The following is a 14,923-nucleotide window of genomic DNA, read 5'->3' as shown; positions in this document are numbered from 1 at the left end:
GCAGTGGTTGGTTCGTGTGGCGGGCCTCAGGAAATGAAGATCGAGATTCCGGGGACCACACCATCGGCCACGGGCGGCGCCTGGTACGTGGTCCGGAAGTGCGTCACCGTCGCCACCACCGGACCGGTGCCCGTTTGCACGGTGGCGGCAGTGGGCAGGGTGGCCGGGAACTCGGGAGGAAGGTTGGGGGTGCCCCCGGATTCCTCGAGGTTCTGCCAATACCGCAACGGCACGTCGCCTGACGCCCCCGTCTGCACGTTCTGCCAGTGGATCACGACGAAGCGGGATGCGTGCATGTAGTAGTACGGGAACGGCCGGGGGACCGAGAACGTCGTCTCGCCCGGGGCCTGGCCGTCGGTGGCGGCGACGTGGATCAGCGGGAACATCCCCTCGGGTGTCGACGCGGGCCCGATGTCCGGTCCGCTGATCACGGGGGTCTGCCACAGGGTGTGCACGGGGTTCGCGGAGGCCGCTCCCAGGCCGAGGATCCCGGTGGTGAGTGCCGCGGCCCCGGCCGCCGCCGCGGTGCGCAGGAGGGTGCGTCGCATGATGTCGTCCTTCCTCGGCCCGGCGGCCGCCGATCTCGTCGCCCCGCGCCGTGTTGGCCCGTATCCTCCGTATCGTCCCCCGGGCCGGCTGGGTTAGCAGGAGGGACAACGAAACAAGCCGGGCATCCGGCCGCTTGCTTGAGCGGCCCGGCGGAGCCTGTGCGCGACACTGACGTGACAATGGGTACCGCGCCGCGACACTGCGCGGCGTCGACGAGGGGAGTGCGGCAGAATGGGCCAGACCGAAGGAGCAGTCTGCGGCGTGGTGGTCCACCTGCCGGAGGCCGACCCGGGGCGTCAGGCCGCAGTGCTGCGCAACACCGCCAATCTGCTCCGCGCGCTGGGGCCGGACACCCAGGTGGAGGTGGTCACGCACGGTCCCGGCGTGGAGCTGTGCACGGGCGAGACCGGCCTGGCGGACACGGTGGCACAGCTGCGGGAGCAAAGGGTGACTGTGTGCGCCTGCGCCAACACGCTCACGGCCCGGGATCTGTCCGAGGACGACCTGCTGCCCGGCGTCGCCGTCGTCGACTCGGGGGTGGCGCACCTGGTGCGTCGGCAGCGCGAAGGATGGTCCTACCTGCGGCCGTGAACCGCCCCGGGCCCGTCGCTTTCACGGGCCGTGCTGTTGCACAGGCCGTGCCCACTCACAAGAAGTGTGGCACCGCCTTGACCAGCATCGTCACGCCTGTTGCTCCCAGCAGCGTGAGCACCAGCGCGCTGAACACGGACGGGTTGATGCGGCCCCAGCGGCGCAGCACCGTGCCGGCCCCGAGACCGACCAGCGTCACCAGCGCGATCACCGACCCCAGCCACAGCAGCTGCGTGGTCATGAGGCCGTTCACCGACATCTGGCCGATGCGCTCGGCGAACACCAGCGTGAACACCAGGGACATGCCGCCGATGTAGCGGCGGGCGTCGCGCTCGAAGGTGTGCAGGTAGGCGGGCAGCAGCGGGCCCATGTTCACGGCGCCCAGCAACACGCCCTCGGCCACGCCGACGGTGCCCAACGAGACTGGGTGCGCGGTGCCGGTGGCCGGTTTGCCCTTGCGCGCCACCGACCAGATCACGTAGCTGACCAGCACGACGCCGATGATCACGCTCAGCAGCTGCTTGGCGGGGAAGTTCTTGAGGATGAACACCCCGATCACCGAGCCCACGAGCGCCGCCGCGACCAGCGACCAATGCTGCCGCAGGTACTGCCACCCGGTGCCCGTCTCGCCCACCTGGAACAGATTCATCACCAGGGCCGGGACGGCGAGCACGATCACGGCCACCGACGGGTCGATGAGCACCGCGGCCAGCGGCGTGGCGATCAAGGCGTACCCGAAGCCGGAGAGTCCCTTCACCGCGGCGGCGACCAGAGCGATCGCGACGAACGCCAGCAGGTGCGCCATGGTGAAGCCCTCGTTGAGACCCTCGGTGAGCGCCTCGCGGCTGGTGCCCGGGAACAGCACGATCGCCGGGATCAACACCAGCAGCACGGCGATCGTCATCATGGTGCGCCGGTAGTCGAAGAACGCGCGCAGGCGCCTGGGCGTGGTGGCGACAGGGGCGGGAGCGGCATCGACGGCAGGGGCATCGACGGCAGGGGCATCGACGGTGGGTGAAGTCCCTACGTCGGACGCGTCGGAATCGGATACGGCAGCGGTGGTCACGGGGGTACCTCGAGATCTCGGGGAACGCGCCGCCGGCGGGGGCCGGGCGGCGGGGGGCTCAGCGAGAAGCGGTACAGCCGGAGCTGCTCACGCGCAGCAGGTCCACGTGCCGCCGCATGGTCAGCCGCACGCCGCAGCCGTGGCCGCGGAGCGGGACGGTGGTGCGGCGCATGGGAACCTCGTGGCAGGTGGACGTCAAAGGAGAGCAAGGCGGCCGGAATGCGACCTGACGGCCAGTATACGGTTCCGCCGCCCAGCCCCGGTTGCGTGACCCGGTCAGCGGGTGACTGGCGCGGTCCACAGCCCGGTGAGCGCGTCGACGAGGTCGGCGCTGAGTTCCGCCCAGGTCCCGGCATCGCCGTCGACGGGGGCGCCCGCCCAGTGTTGTTGCCCCGGGTCGGCGGTACCGGCGGCGGTCAGGGCCAAGTCCCGTTCCCGCTCGGAGCACATGTGCACCAGCAGTTGGCGTGCCATGTCGGCGCGGGTGCGCCGGATGCGCGGCGGGATCGCGCCGGCCGTGGCGCGCAGGCCCTGGAGCGTCTCCTGCAGCGACGCCGAGGCGAGGGCGTCCTCGTAGATGAGGGCACGCAGGGCGGGATCGGTCATCACCTGCGCGTTGAACCGCGCATACCAGGAGGGGGTGCCCAGTGCGGCGAAATGCTCGGTGGACGGGAGGACCAGGCAGCGGATCCAGTCGCGGATGTCCGCGGATCCGCGGACGCTCTCGAGCATCGGTGCACGCCTGGCCTCGATGTCCTGCGCGTGATTGCGGATGATCGCCCGGATCAGGTCGGTCTTGGTGCCGAAATGGTAGGCGACCGCCGTGTTGTTGGCCTGCCCGGCGGCTTCGCCCACCTGTCGGTTGGACACCGCGGAGACGCCGCGCTCGGCGAAAAGCCGCTCGGCCGCCGCAGTGATGGCGGCGCGGGTCGCGGCGGTGCGCGTGTTGCGCGCGCCGGGGGCGGGCGGGGCGGTCGCGGGGGTCATGAGGCCGAATCCTTCCAGTGCGCCGGAGCGCGTTTCCGGTCCGAGAGTTCCGTCACCCTACCTCGGAGACGGTTGTTCTAAGTCAGGTGACTGATATATCGTCACGCAAGTCACTTGACTTAAATTGCCGCCGCGGTCGGGTGGCCACCGGCGGCGTAGATCAGATCGGACACGTATGGCAGCACAAGCAGGGCCCGCCGACCCGATGGGAGACGCAGGGCCGCACGACAAGAAGAACTCCGCCATCGTCGCGGTGCTCGCGCTCGGCGGCATCGTCGTCGCGCTCATGCAGACTCTGATCATCCCGATCATTCCCGAACTTCCGGATCTCGTCGGGGCATCGGCGGGTGACACGGCCTGGGCGATCACCGCGACGTTGCTCGCTGCTGCCGTCGCCACCCCGGTCATGGGCCGACTCGGCGACATGTACGGCAAGCGCCGCTTGCTGCTGGTGAGCCTGGTGATCCTCGTGGTGGGATCGCTCATCGCCGCGTTCGCATCAAGCCTGGCGCCGCTGGTGATCGGCCGCGCCTTGCAGGGCTTCGCGTCCGGCGTGATCCCCCTGGGCATGAGCCTGATGCGCGATATCATGGCGCCGGAGAAGCTCGCAGGCGGAGTCGCCGTCATCAGTGCGTCGCTCGGTGTCGGCGGCGCGCTCGGCATGCCCCTCGCCGCATTCATCGCGCAGTACGCGGACTGGCACATGCTCTTCTGGGTATCCGCCGGCCTCGGCGTGCTGTCGTTCGTGCTCACCGTGATCGTGGTGCCGGAATCGCACCTGCGCGCCTCCGGTTCGTTCGACTACCCCGGGGCCGCGGCCCTGTCCGCCACGCTGGTGTCGCTGCTGCTGGCGATCTCCAAGGGCGCCGACTGGGGCTGGGGCTCGGGACTGACGGTGGGCCTGTTCGTCGCTGCGGCCGTGCTGGCGGTGGCGTGGGTGCTGTGGGAGCTGCGCGCGCCGCGTCCGCTGGTGGACGTCCGGGTCGCGGCGGGCAAGCAGGTGCTCATGACCAACATCGCCTCGGTGGTGTTCGGCTTCGCGATGTTCGCGCAGTCGCTGGTGGTGCCGCAGATCATCGAGATCCCCGAGTTCACCGGTTACGGCCTGGGCCAGTCGATCCTGGTGGCCGGCCTGGCGATGGCCCCCGGCGGCCTGCTGATGATGGCGATGGCCCCGGTGTCCTCCCGGATCACGATGAGCGTGGGGCCCAAGTACACGCTGATGACGGGCGCCGTCGTGGTGGGACTCGGATACCTCATGGGCGTGTTCTGGATGAACTCGGTGTGGCAGCTCGTGGTGCTGTCCGGCATCATCAGCGCCGGTATCGGCCTGGCCTACGCGGCGATGCCCGCCCTCATCATGGGCGCCGTCCCGCCGGAGGAAACCGGCGCGGCCAACAGTTTCAACACGCTCATGCGCTCGCTCGGCACGTCGTTCGCGAGCGCCGTGGCCGGCGTCATCGTCGCCTCGGTGACCATGGAGATCGGCGGGGCCGTGCTGCCCAGCAACACAGCCTTCCAGATCGTCATGGGCGCTGCCGCCGGGGCGTCGCTGGTGGCGCTCGTCATCGCGGCGTTGCTGCCGAAGTACCGCCCGGCCCAGGGCGACGAGAAGGTGGTCGAGGTCGAGTCGGTAGAGGGTGCCGCGGGGATCGCCGGCGAGGCGGACGATGCCGCGGGGTTCGCGGCGTCCCGGGCCTGATCCCGGCGCCACGACAGCGGCGCAACGTCAGCCCCGCGCTCGCCAGCGCACGATGTCCAGTGCCACCGCCACGTCGATCGGATTGTCGGCCAGCGGCCGTGGCAGCACATCCTCCGCGCGCTCGAGGCGCCGCAGCAGCGTGTTGCGGTGCGTGTAGAGCGACTCGGCCGCCCGGGTGGCGTTGGACTGGCTGCGCACGTAGGTCAGCACGGTCTCGCGGAGCGTGTCGTCGGCGTGTTCGAGCCCGCCCAGCGTGCGCGAGACGAAGCGCGCGGCGCGCTCGGAATCCTCGGTGGCCAGCGCTACCAGCGCGATCGCGTCGTAGTGCGCGACGCGCCGGTGTGACCCCAGCCGGGCGAGCATCCGCTGCGCCGTCAGCGCGTCCAAGTGGGCGCGCCGGAATCCCGTGACCCCGTGCGCGGGCCCGGCCAGCGCCACGCGCACGTCGGGCGCCGCATCGGCTGCGGCCTCCACCGCGGCGAGGTCCGGCGCGGCCTGACTCCACACCCACCGTGTCCCCGACCCCGCCGAGACCATCAGCGAAGGTGCGCCGCCTGTCGGCCGGGCCAGGACCTCCGCCACATGATCCACGGTGGTGACATCCGGGTCCGGCCCCTTGCTCCACACCACTGCCGCATGATGGGTGCGTTCCAGCGCATAGCCCAGCCGGGACTCGGCGCGCTCGCGGGTGATGGGGGCGCCGTCGAGCAGCAGCGCGATCACCTCGCGGCGCTCGGCCTGCGAGCCGCGGGTGAGCTCGGCGCGCTCGGATCGCATGCGCGTGGCGAGCGCGGTGACGACGTCGTCGACGAACGCCGAGATCGACTGCGACGTGACGTCGAGCAGCTCCTCCAGCTCGGCGGGATCGCGGGTGAGGGCGAAGGCGATCTTCATCCAGTACCGCCAGGCCACACTCTGCCCGGCCCGGTAGGCGTCCAGCGCCGCCTCGTCCAGACCGCGCCGCACCATATCCCGGGCGACGCCGATCTGCGCGTCGTCGACCTGCGCCACCACAGGTTCCCCGGGGGCCCGTACGTTCGCGGCGGCCCAGGTCAGCAGGTTGGCGCGGTTGGTGCGGCGGGTGGCCTCGGCGAGCGCAGGGTCGTCGGCGATCCGGCTGCGCGCCGCGCCCGAGAGTGTGACGGTGTCCAGGTCCGCCATCCACTCCTCGGGCACGTTCAGGGCGATACCGGCTCCCTGCCGGATCAGCTCCTGGACGCGCGGGGAGGGGGTCGGCCACGGCATGGTGCCCACCATAACCGGCGCGCATGGTGCACACTGCACAAGTTGCTGTGTATGTAGGTGCACATTGATATTCCGCGCGGCGGCGACTGCGGGGAAGATGGAATCAACGCAGACGACAGGGCAGGAGCGGGCATGACGGCGACAGATTTCATCGACAGCGGCAACGGCACGGGCGCGGGCGATCGTAGCGAGCACCTCGACGTGGTCATCATCGGCGCGGGGATCTCCGGCATCGGCGCCGCGTACTACCTGCAGCGCGAACATCCGCAGCGCAGTTACGCGGTGCTCGAGGCGCGCGGCGGCACCGGCGGCACGTGGGACCTGTTCCGCTACCCCGGCATCCGATCCGACTCCGATCTGCACACCTTCGGCTACGACTTCAAGCCGTGGAACGACGACGACGCCATCGCGCCGGCCGGCAAGATCCTGTCGTATCTGCGCGAGACGGCGGCCGAGTTCGGGATCGACGAGCACGTGCGCCTGCACCACAAGGTGGTGGGCGCATCGTGGTCGTCGGCCGACGCGCGCTGGACCATCGACATCGAGCACACCGACACCGGCGCGCGGTCCACGGCCACTGCGAACTGGGTTTTCTCCGCCGGCGGCTACTACCGCTACGACGAAGGCTTCACCCCGCACTTCGAGGGCCGCGAGCGGTTCCGCGGAACCGTGGTGCACCCGCAGCACTGGCCGGAGGACCTCGACTACGCGGGCAAGAAGGTGGTGGTCATCGGCAGCGGTGCCACGGCCGTCACGCTGGTGCCGTCGATGTGCGACGACGCTGAGCATGTCACCATGCTCCAGCGCACGCCCACCTACATCATCCCGCTGCGTTCCGAAGACTTCGTGGCCAACACGCTGCGCAAGGTGTTCGGCGAGCGCATCTCCCACCCGGTGGCGCGCACCAAGAACATCATCCGCCAGCAGATCATGTTCCAGCTGTGCCAGCGCTTTCCGCACCTGATGCGCCGGGTGATCCTGGGCATCAACAAGCGGCTGCTGCCCAACGGCTACCCGGTGGAGACGCACTTCAGCCCGCCATACGACCCGTGGGACCAGCGGCTGTGCGTGGTGCCGAACGGCGACCTGTTCCGCGCCATCCGCGGCGGGAAGGCCTCTGTCGTCACCGAGCGGATCGCCGAGTTCGACGAAACCGGCATCCGTCTCGAGTCCGGCGGGCACCTCGAGGCGGACATCGTCATCACGGCCACCGGGCTCAACGTGCAGCCGTTCGGCGGGGTGCCGCTGATCGTCGACGGGCGCGAGATCGACCTGCACCAGACCCGCGCCTACAAGGGGTTCATGCTCTCCGGGGTGCCCAACCTGGCGTTCGCCATCGGCTACACCAACTCCTCGTGGACGCTGAAGATCGGCATGCTGTGCGAGCACTTCTGCCGTCTGCTGGGCCTGATGGACGCCCGGGGCGCCGACACCGTGGTACCCGAGGCGCCGGAGGGCATGGCGACGCGGCCGTTCCTCGACTTCGCGGCCGGTTACATCCAGCGCGCGGTGGATCACCTGCCGCAGCAGGGCGATCGCGCGCCGTGGCAGACGTCGATGAGCTACTGGCAGGATGTGAAACTGCTGCGCAAGTCGCCCGTGGAGGACGACGAGAACCTGCGGATGAGCGCGGCGGGGACCGTCACGAGCCCGGCAGTGGCCAGCCCTGAAACAGCACGATCAGCCGCGCGAGAGACTGCGTGACCTCGCTCGAGGCGAGCAACGGCATGAGCGAGTCGATGCCGAGGATGCTGCTACCGAGGTTCAGCACACCGACGGCGTCGGCTCACCGCTGACAGCGTGTGGACAGGGGTCGGCTGGACGAGTGCATCGCTGTGCTCCGGGGCAGGATCGCGGTATGAAGATCAGCGTGAGCCTGCCGCAGGAGGACGTCGACATGCTCGACTCCTACGTGCATGCAGCGGGATTGTCCTCCCGATCTGCTGCGGTGCAGCGTGCGGTTCGCCTGCTGCGGGATGCCGGCCTGGAGGACGACTACGCCGCCGCGTGGGACGAGTGGGAGACGTCCGGCGAGGCGGCGGCGTGGATGTCCCCCGCGGGGGACGGTCTCGCTGATGCTGCGCGGTGACGTGCGGCTGGTCGATCTGGAACCGGGCTGCGTATGGATTCGAAGGTGCAGGCGGAACAGGCGCGTTCGATCGCGGTCGGGCGATTCGGGCCGGTGATCGCACGGCTGCCGGCGCCGACGATGAACGCGTTTGACGACGCGCTCCGCTTGCACCTGCAGTTGTAGGCGCCGCGGGCGCCGTGATCAGTGCTGGAGCCGCGCGGCCTCGCGGATGAGGTGGTCGCGCTCGGGCACGCTGGCCGCGGCGCGGGCCGCCTCCGCATACAGATCGGCCGTGAGAGCGGTGTCGCCTGCGCGTTCGTGCAGGTAGGTGCGGGCCGCGGTGTACCGCGGCAGGGCGGGGTCCACCGACAGGGCCCTACGGCGCCGCGAGGAACGGGCGAAGCTCGAGCCACTCGTAGATGGGTTCGCCGCGCGGCCCCGGCGCGGCCGAGAGCTCCCCGGCCAACTCCACCGCACGGTCCCACGTGTCCACGTCGATGGCGATCCACCCGGCGATGAGATCCTTGGTCTCTGCGAACGGGCCGTCGGTCACGGCAGGCCGGCCCGGGCCGTCGAACCGGACCCAGGCGCCGTCCGGCGAGAGGGCCTGGGCATCGACAAACTCGCCGGTCGCCTTGAGCCGGTCGGCGAACTCGTTCATGAACCGGATGTGTGCGTCGATCTCGTCGGGCGTCCACTGGTCCATCGGCGGAAAGTCGACGGCGGGGGCGCCGCGGTAGTGCTTGAGCATCAGGTATTTCATGGCGTGACTCCTCATGTTCCGATGCGGGTGCTTTCACTACTGGGACGGGGCGGGTCCGTCGATTTCGACATCGGCGGCTGCCGGGGCGGGGCGGAGGTTTCGTGTAATGCCGCAGAAGGCGCCTCAACTGGTGTGGTGCGATGCCGCGATACGGGTAAGCATGCGCGAAGGAGCAGTCCGGCCGGAACGTTTCCCGCGACTCGGATCGGGCCACGGTGTGGAGCCCGGCCGGCTGGTCGGCCCCGATGAACAGGAGAGGGAGCACGATGGAGTCCATGCGCGCAGTGTTCATCAACAGCCTCGGCGGGCCGGACGTGATCGAGACAGGGGAGCAGCCGGTACCGGCCGGCGGGCCCGGTGACGTCCAGGTGCGCACCGAGGCCGTCGCTGTCGACCACGTCGACCGGTTCGTGCGCTCCGGCGCCTACACGACACCGACACCCTTCCCGTTCGTCATCGGCCGCGACGCGGTGGGCACCGTGGTGCACAGTGGCGCGGCGTGCGCACACGAGTTCGCGCCCGGCGACCGCGTGTGGACCAACAGCATGGGCCACCACGGCCGCCAGGGCACGTTCTCCGAGTATGTTCTTGTGCCCGCCGAGCGGCTGTACCCGCTGCCGGACGGGGCGGACACGGTCACCACGGCGGCGCTGCTGCACACCGCGGCCACCGCCTATCTCGGGTTGTTCCGGCATGCGCGGCTGGCCTTCGGCGAGACGGTGGCGATCGAGGGCGCCGCCGGCGGAGTCGGCAGCGCCGCAATGCAGCTGGCCGCGGCGGCGGGCGCCCGCGTCGTCGCCACCGCCTCGGCCGCTGACGCGCAGTGGTGCCGCGACCTGGGCGCCGACGATGTGGTGGACTACCGCGCCGGCGACCTCCCGGCCCGCCTCGGGACGGCGTTGCCCGACGGCGCCGACGTGTGGTGGGACAACTCGGGGCGCAACGACCTGGAGGTCTCGATTCCGCTGTTGGGGCACGGCGGGCGGGTGGTGCTCATGTCGGGGCTCGGCGCCCGGCCGCCGCTGCCCGCCGGCGGGATCTACACCCGCGACGCGTCGATCACGGGCTTCGCGATCTCCAATGCCTCCCTCGATGACCTGGCGGCCGCGGCGGCGGTCATGAACCGGATGCTCGCAGCGGGTCGGCTGCGGGTGCGCGAGCCGCGGGTGCTGCGGCTGGAGCAGGCCGCCGAGGCGCACCGGCTGATGGAGGACGGGGTGAAGGAGCGGATCGTGCTCGTGCCGTAGGGCGGGGGCGGGTCTGCCGCGGTCGGGTTCGAACTTCGAAGGCGACGCGATCTGACTTCGAACTTCGGACGTGACCTGCTTGTCGCGCTCGAACTTCAGGCGTCACCGTGAGTGACGCCCGAAGTTGTCGGGTCCAGTGCGTAGTTACGGACCATTGGCGGCAACTACGGGCGCGAGGCGGTGTCGCGTTCGAACTTCGAGCGCGACGTGATCGTCACGCTTGAACTTCGGGCGCGACATGCGTCGGTGCTGGTGCGCGATCACCAGGTGCAGGATCATCCGGCGCGGCACCACCTGACGTATCGTGCCGCACCGCCGCGCTCCGCCCCGGCAGGAAGAGCGCGGCCACGGCGCCGGCTGCCACCACGGCGGCGCCGACGAAGAGCGCCGGCTGCAGCGCCCCGTCGAATCCGACCGGCGAGATCTGCCCGCCGGCGCCGAGGAACACCGCCGTGAGCACCGCGATGCCGAGCGCCACCCCCACCTCGCGCAGAGTCGAGTTGGCCGAGCTCGCCGCCGCATGGTCCGCGTCCGCGAGGTCCGCGAGCACCGCGGTGGCCACCGGCGCGAAGGTGAGGCCCATGCCGATGCCGGCCATCACCATCGCGGGGACCAGCGCGGTGTACTCCATCGATGGGCCCAGCAGCGCGGCCATCCAAGCGAGCGAACCGGCCTGCAGTGCGAGCCCGACGGTGAGCAGCGGCCGTAGGCCTACGCGCGGGGCGAGTGCTCCCGCGATGGGGGCGACGATCATGGGCGCCGCCGTCCACGGGAGCGTCCGCAGGCCCGCCTCGAGGGGGCTGTAACCCATTACTACCTGCAGGTACTGGACCAGCAGGAACACGGCGCCGAACATGCCGAGCGAGAACGCGACCGCGATGATGTTGGCGAGCGTGAAGTTGCGGGAACGGAACAGGCGCATCGGCATCACGGGTTGACGGGCGTGCAGTTCCCAGGCGACGAAGGCCCCGGCGAGCCCGGCGGCGACGATCAGCGGCACCAGTACGCCCGGAGACGTCCACCCGTCGTCGTTGCCGTGCACGATGGCCCACACCGTGAGGAACACGGCCGTTCCGGCGAGCAGCACGCCGCCCGGGTCCAGGTGCACGCGCATCGACCGGGTCTCGTCGACCGTGGCGAGGACCAGCGGGATCGCGATGACGGCGACGGGCACGTTGAGCCAGAAGATGGCCTGCCATGAGATGCCGTCGACGATCGCGCCGCCGATCACCGGGCCCAGCGCCACGCCGAGCCCGGACACGCCGCCCCACACGCCGATCGCCAGCGCGCGCCGTGATTCGGGCACCGCGCCCGCGAGCAGGGCGAGCGACAGCGGCAGGATCGCGGCGGCGCCGATGCCTTGCACGGTGCGGCCGATGATGAGCGTCTCGGGGCTCGACGACAGCGCAGATGCGATGGATCCCGCGGTGAACAGTGCGATGCCCCAGACGAACACGCGCCGCCGTCCCCACCTGTCTCCGATGCCGGCCGCTGCGAGCATCAACGTGGCGAAGGCGAGCGTGTAGGCGTTCATGAACCACTCGAGTTGTGTCACCGACGCGTGCAGGTGCGCTTGGACGACGGGCAGTGCGCTGGTGATGACGAGGTTGTCGAGCGTCGCCATGAACATGGGCAGCGACACTGCGAGCAGGGTGAGCCACAGTGGCCTGGCGTGGAGGCGGGCTCCGGCTGCGTCGTCGCCGACGGGTGCGGCCGGGAGTTCCGGGGTGGATGTGGTGGTCATGCTGTGCACCTCGATTCGGTGGATTCCTGCGGGTGGCGCCGCGAAAGAACCACTCGTAAGCATCGACTGATTACTTAGCGATTCGAGTATTAAGCATTGACTGATAACCTGTCAATATGTCCGCTGAGAAACGCACCGAACGCACGTCCGCGTCAGCCGACGACGGCACGACGGTCACGCGCATGAGCCGCGAGGACCGGCGACGTTCGATCATCGCTGCAGCGACGGAGCAGTTCGCGCGCGGCGGCTACGCGGGTACCACCACGGATGAGGTGGCGCAGGCGGCCGGCGTCTCGCAGCCCTACGTGGTGCGCATGTTCGGCGGCAAGTCGAAGCTGTTCCGCGCGGTCGTCACGGAAGCGTTCGAGCGCACGGTGGGCGTGTTCGAGCAGAAGCTGGACGAGCTGGGCCAGACGCCGGAGATCACCGCGGACACGCCCGAGTACTGGGAGTCCCTGGGCGGCGCATACAAGGAGCTCGTCGCGGACCGTGCGCAACTGCTCGTGCTCATGCACGGGTTCGCCGCAGGGGCCGAACCGGAGATCGGCGCGCTCGCACGGGCCGGGATGGCGAGCATCTACCGGCTGCTCGTCGACCGCACCCATTGCACACCGGATCAAGCGCGGGACTTCCTCGCGCACGGGATGCTCATCAACGTGCTGCTCGCCATCGAGGCGCCCGCCCACGTCGCGGGCGACGACGCATTGGCGGAGCTGACCGGCTGCACCATCGAGACGCCGGGAGAGTAGCGGCCGGGTCCCGCCATCGTGTTCACCCGACGCGCAGGCCCTCACGCCGGCGCCACCGCTGCAGCGAGGCGCGGAACTGCGGCCCGAGGGGCCGGGTGTACGAAACCCCGCGCGTACCGGGGTGACTCCGGCCCGGTGTCACGACTCCACCGGTACCTCCTTCTTTCCAAGGAGCCGCCCGAGCGGTTGCATGCCCACCAGTGCGACCAGGCAGACGACGCCGATTCCGATGGCCGCAGCGGTGTTGGTCCCGCTCCAGGCCCCCAACAGCATCGCGAAGGCGGCCCCTGCGCCGGTCGCCAATCCGACGACCGAGGTGAACACGCCGGTGCCCCTGGTCAGGAAGTCCATGTCCAATCCCAATACGAGGAAGAACAGGAACCACAGGACCGCCCACCCGAGCCACAGCACTCCGGTGCCGTAATCGTCCACGGTGATGAAGCTGTGCAGCGCATAGACCACCGCGCAGACGGCGACGAACAGGCTGAACCAGCCGAGCCCGTGGCCGCCCCAGTCCTTGACGCCGTTGATCGCCACCCACAGGTAGGTGAACCCGAACAGGTACAGCCCCGAAGCGCTGATGATCGTCTGCTGGTCGCCGTCTGCGAGGATCAGGATCATCACCGTGGGAGTCATCACCTGCAGTGCGCCGACGAAGAAGTTGATCGGCGCCGCCTCACGGGGGGTCAAATACCCCAGCAGCATGACGCCGTTCATGAACAGCACGGCGCCGACGTAGAGCAGTCCTACGGAGGACATGGCGGGTTCACGCCTTGGGGGCGCCGATGCCGGGATCGATCTTGATGGGTCCGTCGGCGGACGGGCGCACGTCGAAATCGAACATCGCCGTAGGCAGGTAGACGGTGGCACAGGAGTTGGGGATGTCGACCACCCCTGAGAACCTGCCCTCGATCGGCGCCGCCCCCAGCAGAAGGTAGGCCTGTTCGGGGCTGTAGCCGAAGGTGGTCAGGTAGTCGATGGCGTGCAGACAGGCGCGCTGGTAGGCGAGCTGGGAATCCAGGTAGCGCTGTTCGCCGTCGAGGGTCACCGACGTGCCGGAGAATGCCAGCCACTCCGAGTACTGCGGCGGGGTGTTTCCGGGCATGAAGATGGCATTCTCGTCGACATTGTAGATCGACATGCCATCCTTGATGATCTCGAAGCGCAGGTCGATGAACCCGCCCATCTCGATGCCGCCGCAGAACGTGATCTCGCCGTCGCCCTGAGAGAAATGCAGGTCACCGAACGAGAACTTCGCGCCGTCGACGTACACCGGGTAGAAGATGCGGGTGCCGGCGGTGAGGTTCTTGATGTCCTGGTTTCCGCCGTTCTCCCGGGGCGGGGCGGTGCGGGCGCCTTCTGCGGCGACTCTGTCGAACTCGGCCCCGCTGAGGGTGCCGAGGATTGCGTCCCGCGGTTCCGGCGGCAGCGCCAGCGGCGGCTCACGGTCCGGGTCGGTGGCGATGAGAGCAGCCTCGCGAGTGTTCCACTTGGCGAGCAATCCGGGCGATGGTGCGGTGCCCATCAACCCGGGATGGGTCATCCCCGTGAATTCCACCCCGGGTACGTGCCGCGAAGTGCACGTCCGCCCGGAGAAGTCCCAGACCGCCTTGTAGGCGTCGGGGAACTGATCGACGAGGAAGCTGCCGCCGTTCTTCTTGGCGAAGATGCCGGTGTAGCCCCAGCCCTGACCTGCGAGCGGCCCGGAATCCTCTTGCGGGAGAGGGCCGACATCGAGTATGTCCACGACGAGCAGGTCGCCGGGTTTGGCGCCCTCGACCGCGAACGGGCCGGACAATGCGTGGACCTTGGTCATCGGCGCATTGCGGATGTCCTCGGCCGAGTCGTCGTTCTTGATCGCACCGTCGAACCATTCGCGGCAGTGCGCACGGAACTCCTCGCCGGGTTTGACGGTCACCGCTGCCGGGACGTCCGGGTGCCAACGGTTGTGGCCGACGATCTGCTGCTCGGTGAACGGTTTCGTGGAATCGAGGGGGAACAGGAGTTCGGGCATCGAACGCTCCTCACGTGACATGGAGGTCGGGAAGTGAGATTCACCGACAGCGCGAAAATGTCGGGGAATGGAAGTTTGCGAGCATCACCGCCCCTCGGGGGTTGTGTGACGGGCCGACTCTGCGGCGGCGCGATTGTGCAGGGCACGATCAAATGCGCGTTCCCGGCCCTGGTCGCGAACGGCGTTCCTGGCTAT

14 protein-coding genes and 1 pseudogene are annotated in these 14,923 nt (G+C 69.5%); 6 read left to right on the top strand and 9 right to left on the bottom strand.

From position 1 onward, the window contains the following. Positions 1-26: 26 nt before the first annotated feature. On the bottom strand, positions 27-548 hold the full coding sequence (locus JJ683_RS10575; RefSeq protein WP_200173900.1) for a hypothetical protein: 522 nt from the start codon (positions 546-548) through the stop codon (positions 27-29). Positions 549-780: 232 nt separating this feature from the next. On the opposite strand from JJ683_RS10575, the gene JJ683_RS10570 reads away from it, so the two are divergent. Continuing rightward, positions 781-1,140, top strand: a complete 360-nt coding sequence (locus JJ683_RS10570; protein ID WP_200173898.1) for a DsrE family protein — start codon at positions 781-783, stop codon at positions 1,138-1,140. Between the two features lie 55 nt (positions 1,141-1,195). Here JJ683_RS10570 and JJ683_RS10565 read toward each other — a convergent pair whose 3' ends face one another. Both JJ683_RS10565 and JJ683_RS10560 read right to left on the bottom strand, forming a co-directional pair. Further along, positions 1,196-2,206, bottom strand: coding sequence for a sulfite exporter TauE/SafE family protein (locus JJ683_RS10565; protein WP_200173896.1), 1,011 nt, complete (start codon positions 2,204-2,206; stop codon positions 1,196-1,198). Between the two features lie 276 nt (positions 2,207-2,482). Continuing rightward, complete coding sequence (locus JJ683_RS10560) at positions 2,483-3,193, bottom strand: TetR/AcrR family transcriptional regulator (protein ID WP_200173894.1); 711 nt, start codon at positions 3,191-3,193, stop codon at positions 2,483-2,485. Positions 3,194-3,398: 205 nt separating this feature from the next. On the opposite strand from JJ683_RS10560, the gene JJ683_RS10555 reads away from it, so the two are divergent. Further along, complete coding sequence (locus JJ683_RS10555) at positions 3,399-4,895, top strand: MFS transporter (protein ID WP_200173940.1); 1,497 nt, start codon at positions 3,399-3,401, stop codon at positions 4,893-4,895. Between the two features lie 27 nt (positions 4,896-4,922). On the opposite strand, the gene JJ683_RS10550 is transcribed toward JJ683_RS10555, so the two are convergent. Then, on the bottom strand, positions 4,923-6,140 hold the full coding sequence (locus JJ683_RS10550; protein ID WP_200173892.1) for a PucR family transcriptional regulator: 1,218 nt from the start codon (positions 6,138-6,140) through the stop codon (positions 4,923-4,925). 132 nt (positions 6,141-6,272) lie between these two features. On the opposite strand from JJ683_RS10550, the gene JJ683_RS10545 reads away from it, so the two are divergent. Further along, a complete protein-coding gene (locus JJ683_RS10545; RefSeq protein WP_200173891.1) occupies positions 6,273-7,844 on the top strand; it encodes a flavin-containing monooxygenase in 1,572 nt (523 codons plus the stop codon). 154 nt (positions 7,845-7,998) lie between these two features. Continuing rightward, positions 7,999-8,229: a ribbon-helix-helix domain-containing protein gene (locus tag JJ683_RS10540; RefSeq protein WP_200173889.1), complete on the top strand. Its 231-nt coding sequence runs from the start codon at positions 7,999-8,001 to the stop codon at positions 8,227-8,229. Positions 8,230-8,412: 183 nt separating this feature from the next. Here JJ683_RS10540 and JJ683_RS10535 read toward each other — a convergent pair. Continuing rightward, positions 8,413-8,577: pseudogene (locus tag JJ683_RS10535) on the bottom strand (RNA polymerase subunit sigma-24); the annotation flags it as partial. A gap of 10 nt (positions 8,578-8,587) precedes the next feature. Beyond that, positions 8,588-8,974, bottom strand: coding sequence for a YciI family protein (locus JJ683_RS10530; protein WP_200173887.1), 387 nt, complete (start codon positions 8,972-8,974; stop codon positions 8,588-8,590). 275 nt (positions 8,975-9,249) lie between these two features. Between JJ683_RS10530 and JJ683_RS10525 the strand changes: the two genes are divergently transcribed. Continuing rightward, the gene (locus JJ683_RS10525; RefSeq protein WP_200173885.1) at positions 9,250-10,221 is read left to right on the top strand and encodes a zinc-binding dehydrogenase; all 972 of its coding nucleotides are present in this window, start codon (positions 9,250-9,252) and stop codon (positions 10,219-10,221) included. A gap of 214 nt (positions 10,222-10,435) precedes the next feature. On the opposite strand, the gene JJ683_RS10520 is transcribed toward JJ683_RS10525, so the two are convergent. After that, positions 10,436-11,965 (bottom strand): DHA2 family efflux MFS transporter permease subunit, encoded by a 1,530-nt coding sequence (locus JJ683_RS10520; RefSeq protein ID WP_200173883.1) that lies wholly within the window; start codon positions 11,963-11,965, stop codon positions 10,436-10,438. 116 nt (positions 11,966-12,081) lie between these two features. On the opposite strand from JJ683_RS10520, the gene JJ683_RS10515 reads away from it, so the two are divergent. Continuing rightward, positions 12,082-12,714 (top strand): TetR/AcrR family transcriptional regulator, encoded by a 633-nt coding sequence (locus tag JJ683_RS10515; RefSeq protein ID WP_242474604.1) that lies wholly within the window; start codon positions 12,082-12,084, stop codon positions 12,712-12,714. Positions 12,715-12,852: 138 nt separating this feature from the next. Here JJ683_RS10515 and JJ683_RS10510 read toward each other — a convergent pair whose 3' ends face one another. Then, positions 12,853-13,473 carry an AmiS/UreI family transporter gene (locus JJ683_RS10510; RefSeq protein ID WP_200173881.1) on the bottom strand — a complete coding sequence of 207 codons (621 nt, stop codon included), beginning with the start codon at positions 13,471-13,473 and terminating at the stop codon, positions 12,853-12,855. Positions 13,474-13,480: 7 nt separating this feature from the next. Continuing rightward, positions 13,481-14,728: a formamidase gene (gene fmdA, locus JJ683_RS10505; protein ID WP_200173879.1), complete on the bottom strand. Its 1,248-nt coding sequence runs from the start codon at positions 14,726-14,728 to the stop codon at positions 13,481-13,483. Between the last annotated feature and the right edge of the window lie 195 nt (positions 14,729-14,923).

The sequence above is a fragment of the Tomitella cavernea genome, assembly GCF_016599145.1.
Classification (GTDB): Bacteria; Actinomycetota; Actinomycetes; order Mycobacteriales; family Mycobacteriaceae; genus Tomitella; species Tomitella cavernae.
Note: the sequence above shows the minus strand (reverse complement) of the source record. Positions and strands in the feature narration are given on the sequence as shown.

Coding starts and splice junctions, on each gene's coding strand:
- JJ683_RS10575 (WP_200173900.1), bottom strand. CDS start 548: ATGCGACGCACCCTCCTGCGCACCGCGGCGGCGGCCGGGGCCGCGGCA.
- JJ683_RS10570 (WP_200173898.1), top strand. CDS start 781: ATGGGCCAGACCGAAGGAGCAGTCTGCGGCGTGGTGGTCCACCTGCCG.
- JJ683_RS10560 (WP_200173894.1), bottom strand. CDS start 3,193: ATGACCCCCGCGACCGCCCCGCCCGCCCCCGGCGCGCGCAACACGCGC.
- JJ683_RS10555 (WP_200173940.1), top strand. CDS start 3,399: ATGGGAGACGCAGGGCCGCACGACAAGAAGAACTCCGCCATCGTCGCG.
- JJ683_RS10550 (WP_200173892.1), bottom strand. CDS start 6,140: ATGCCGTGGCCGACCCCCTCCCCGCGCGTCCAGGAGCTGATCCGGCAG.
- JJ683_RS10545 (WP_200173891.1), top strand. CDS start 6,273: ATGACGGCGACAGATTTCATCGACAGCGGCAACGGCACGGGCGCGGGC.
- JJ683_RS10540 (WP_200173889.1), top strand. CDS start 7,999: ATGAAGATCAGCGTGAGCCTGCCGCAGGAGGACGTCGACATGCTCGAC.
- JJ683_RS10530 (WP_200173887.1), bottom strand. CDS start 8,974: ATGAAATACCTGATGCTCAAGCACTACCGCGGCGCCCCCGCCGTCGAC.
- JJ683_RS10525 (WP_200173885.1), top strand. CDS start 9,250: ATGCGCGCAGTGTTCATCAACAGCCTCGGCGGGCCGGACGTGATCGAG.
- JJ683_RS10520 (WP_200173883.1), bottom strand. CDS start 11,965: ATGACCACCACATCCACCCCGGAACTCCCGGCCGCACCCGTCGGCGAC.
- JJ683_RS10515 (WP_242474604.1), top strand. CDS start 12,082: ATGTCCGCTGAGAAACGCACCGAACGCACGTCCGCGTCAGCCGACGAC.
- JJ683_RS10510 (WP_200173881.1), bottom strand. CDS start 13,473: ATGTCCTCCGTAGGACTGCTCTACGTCGGCGCCGTGCTGTTCATGAAC.
- fmdA (WP_200173879.1), bottom strand. CDS start 14,728: ATGCCCGAACTCCTGTTCCCCCTCGATTCCACGAAACCGTTCACCGAG.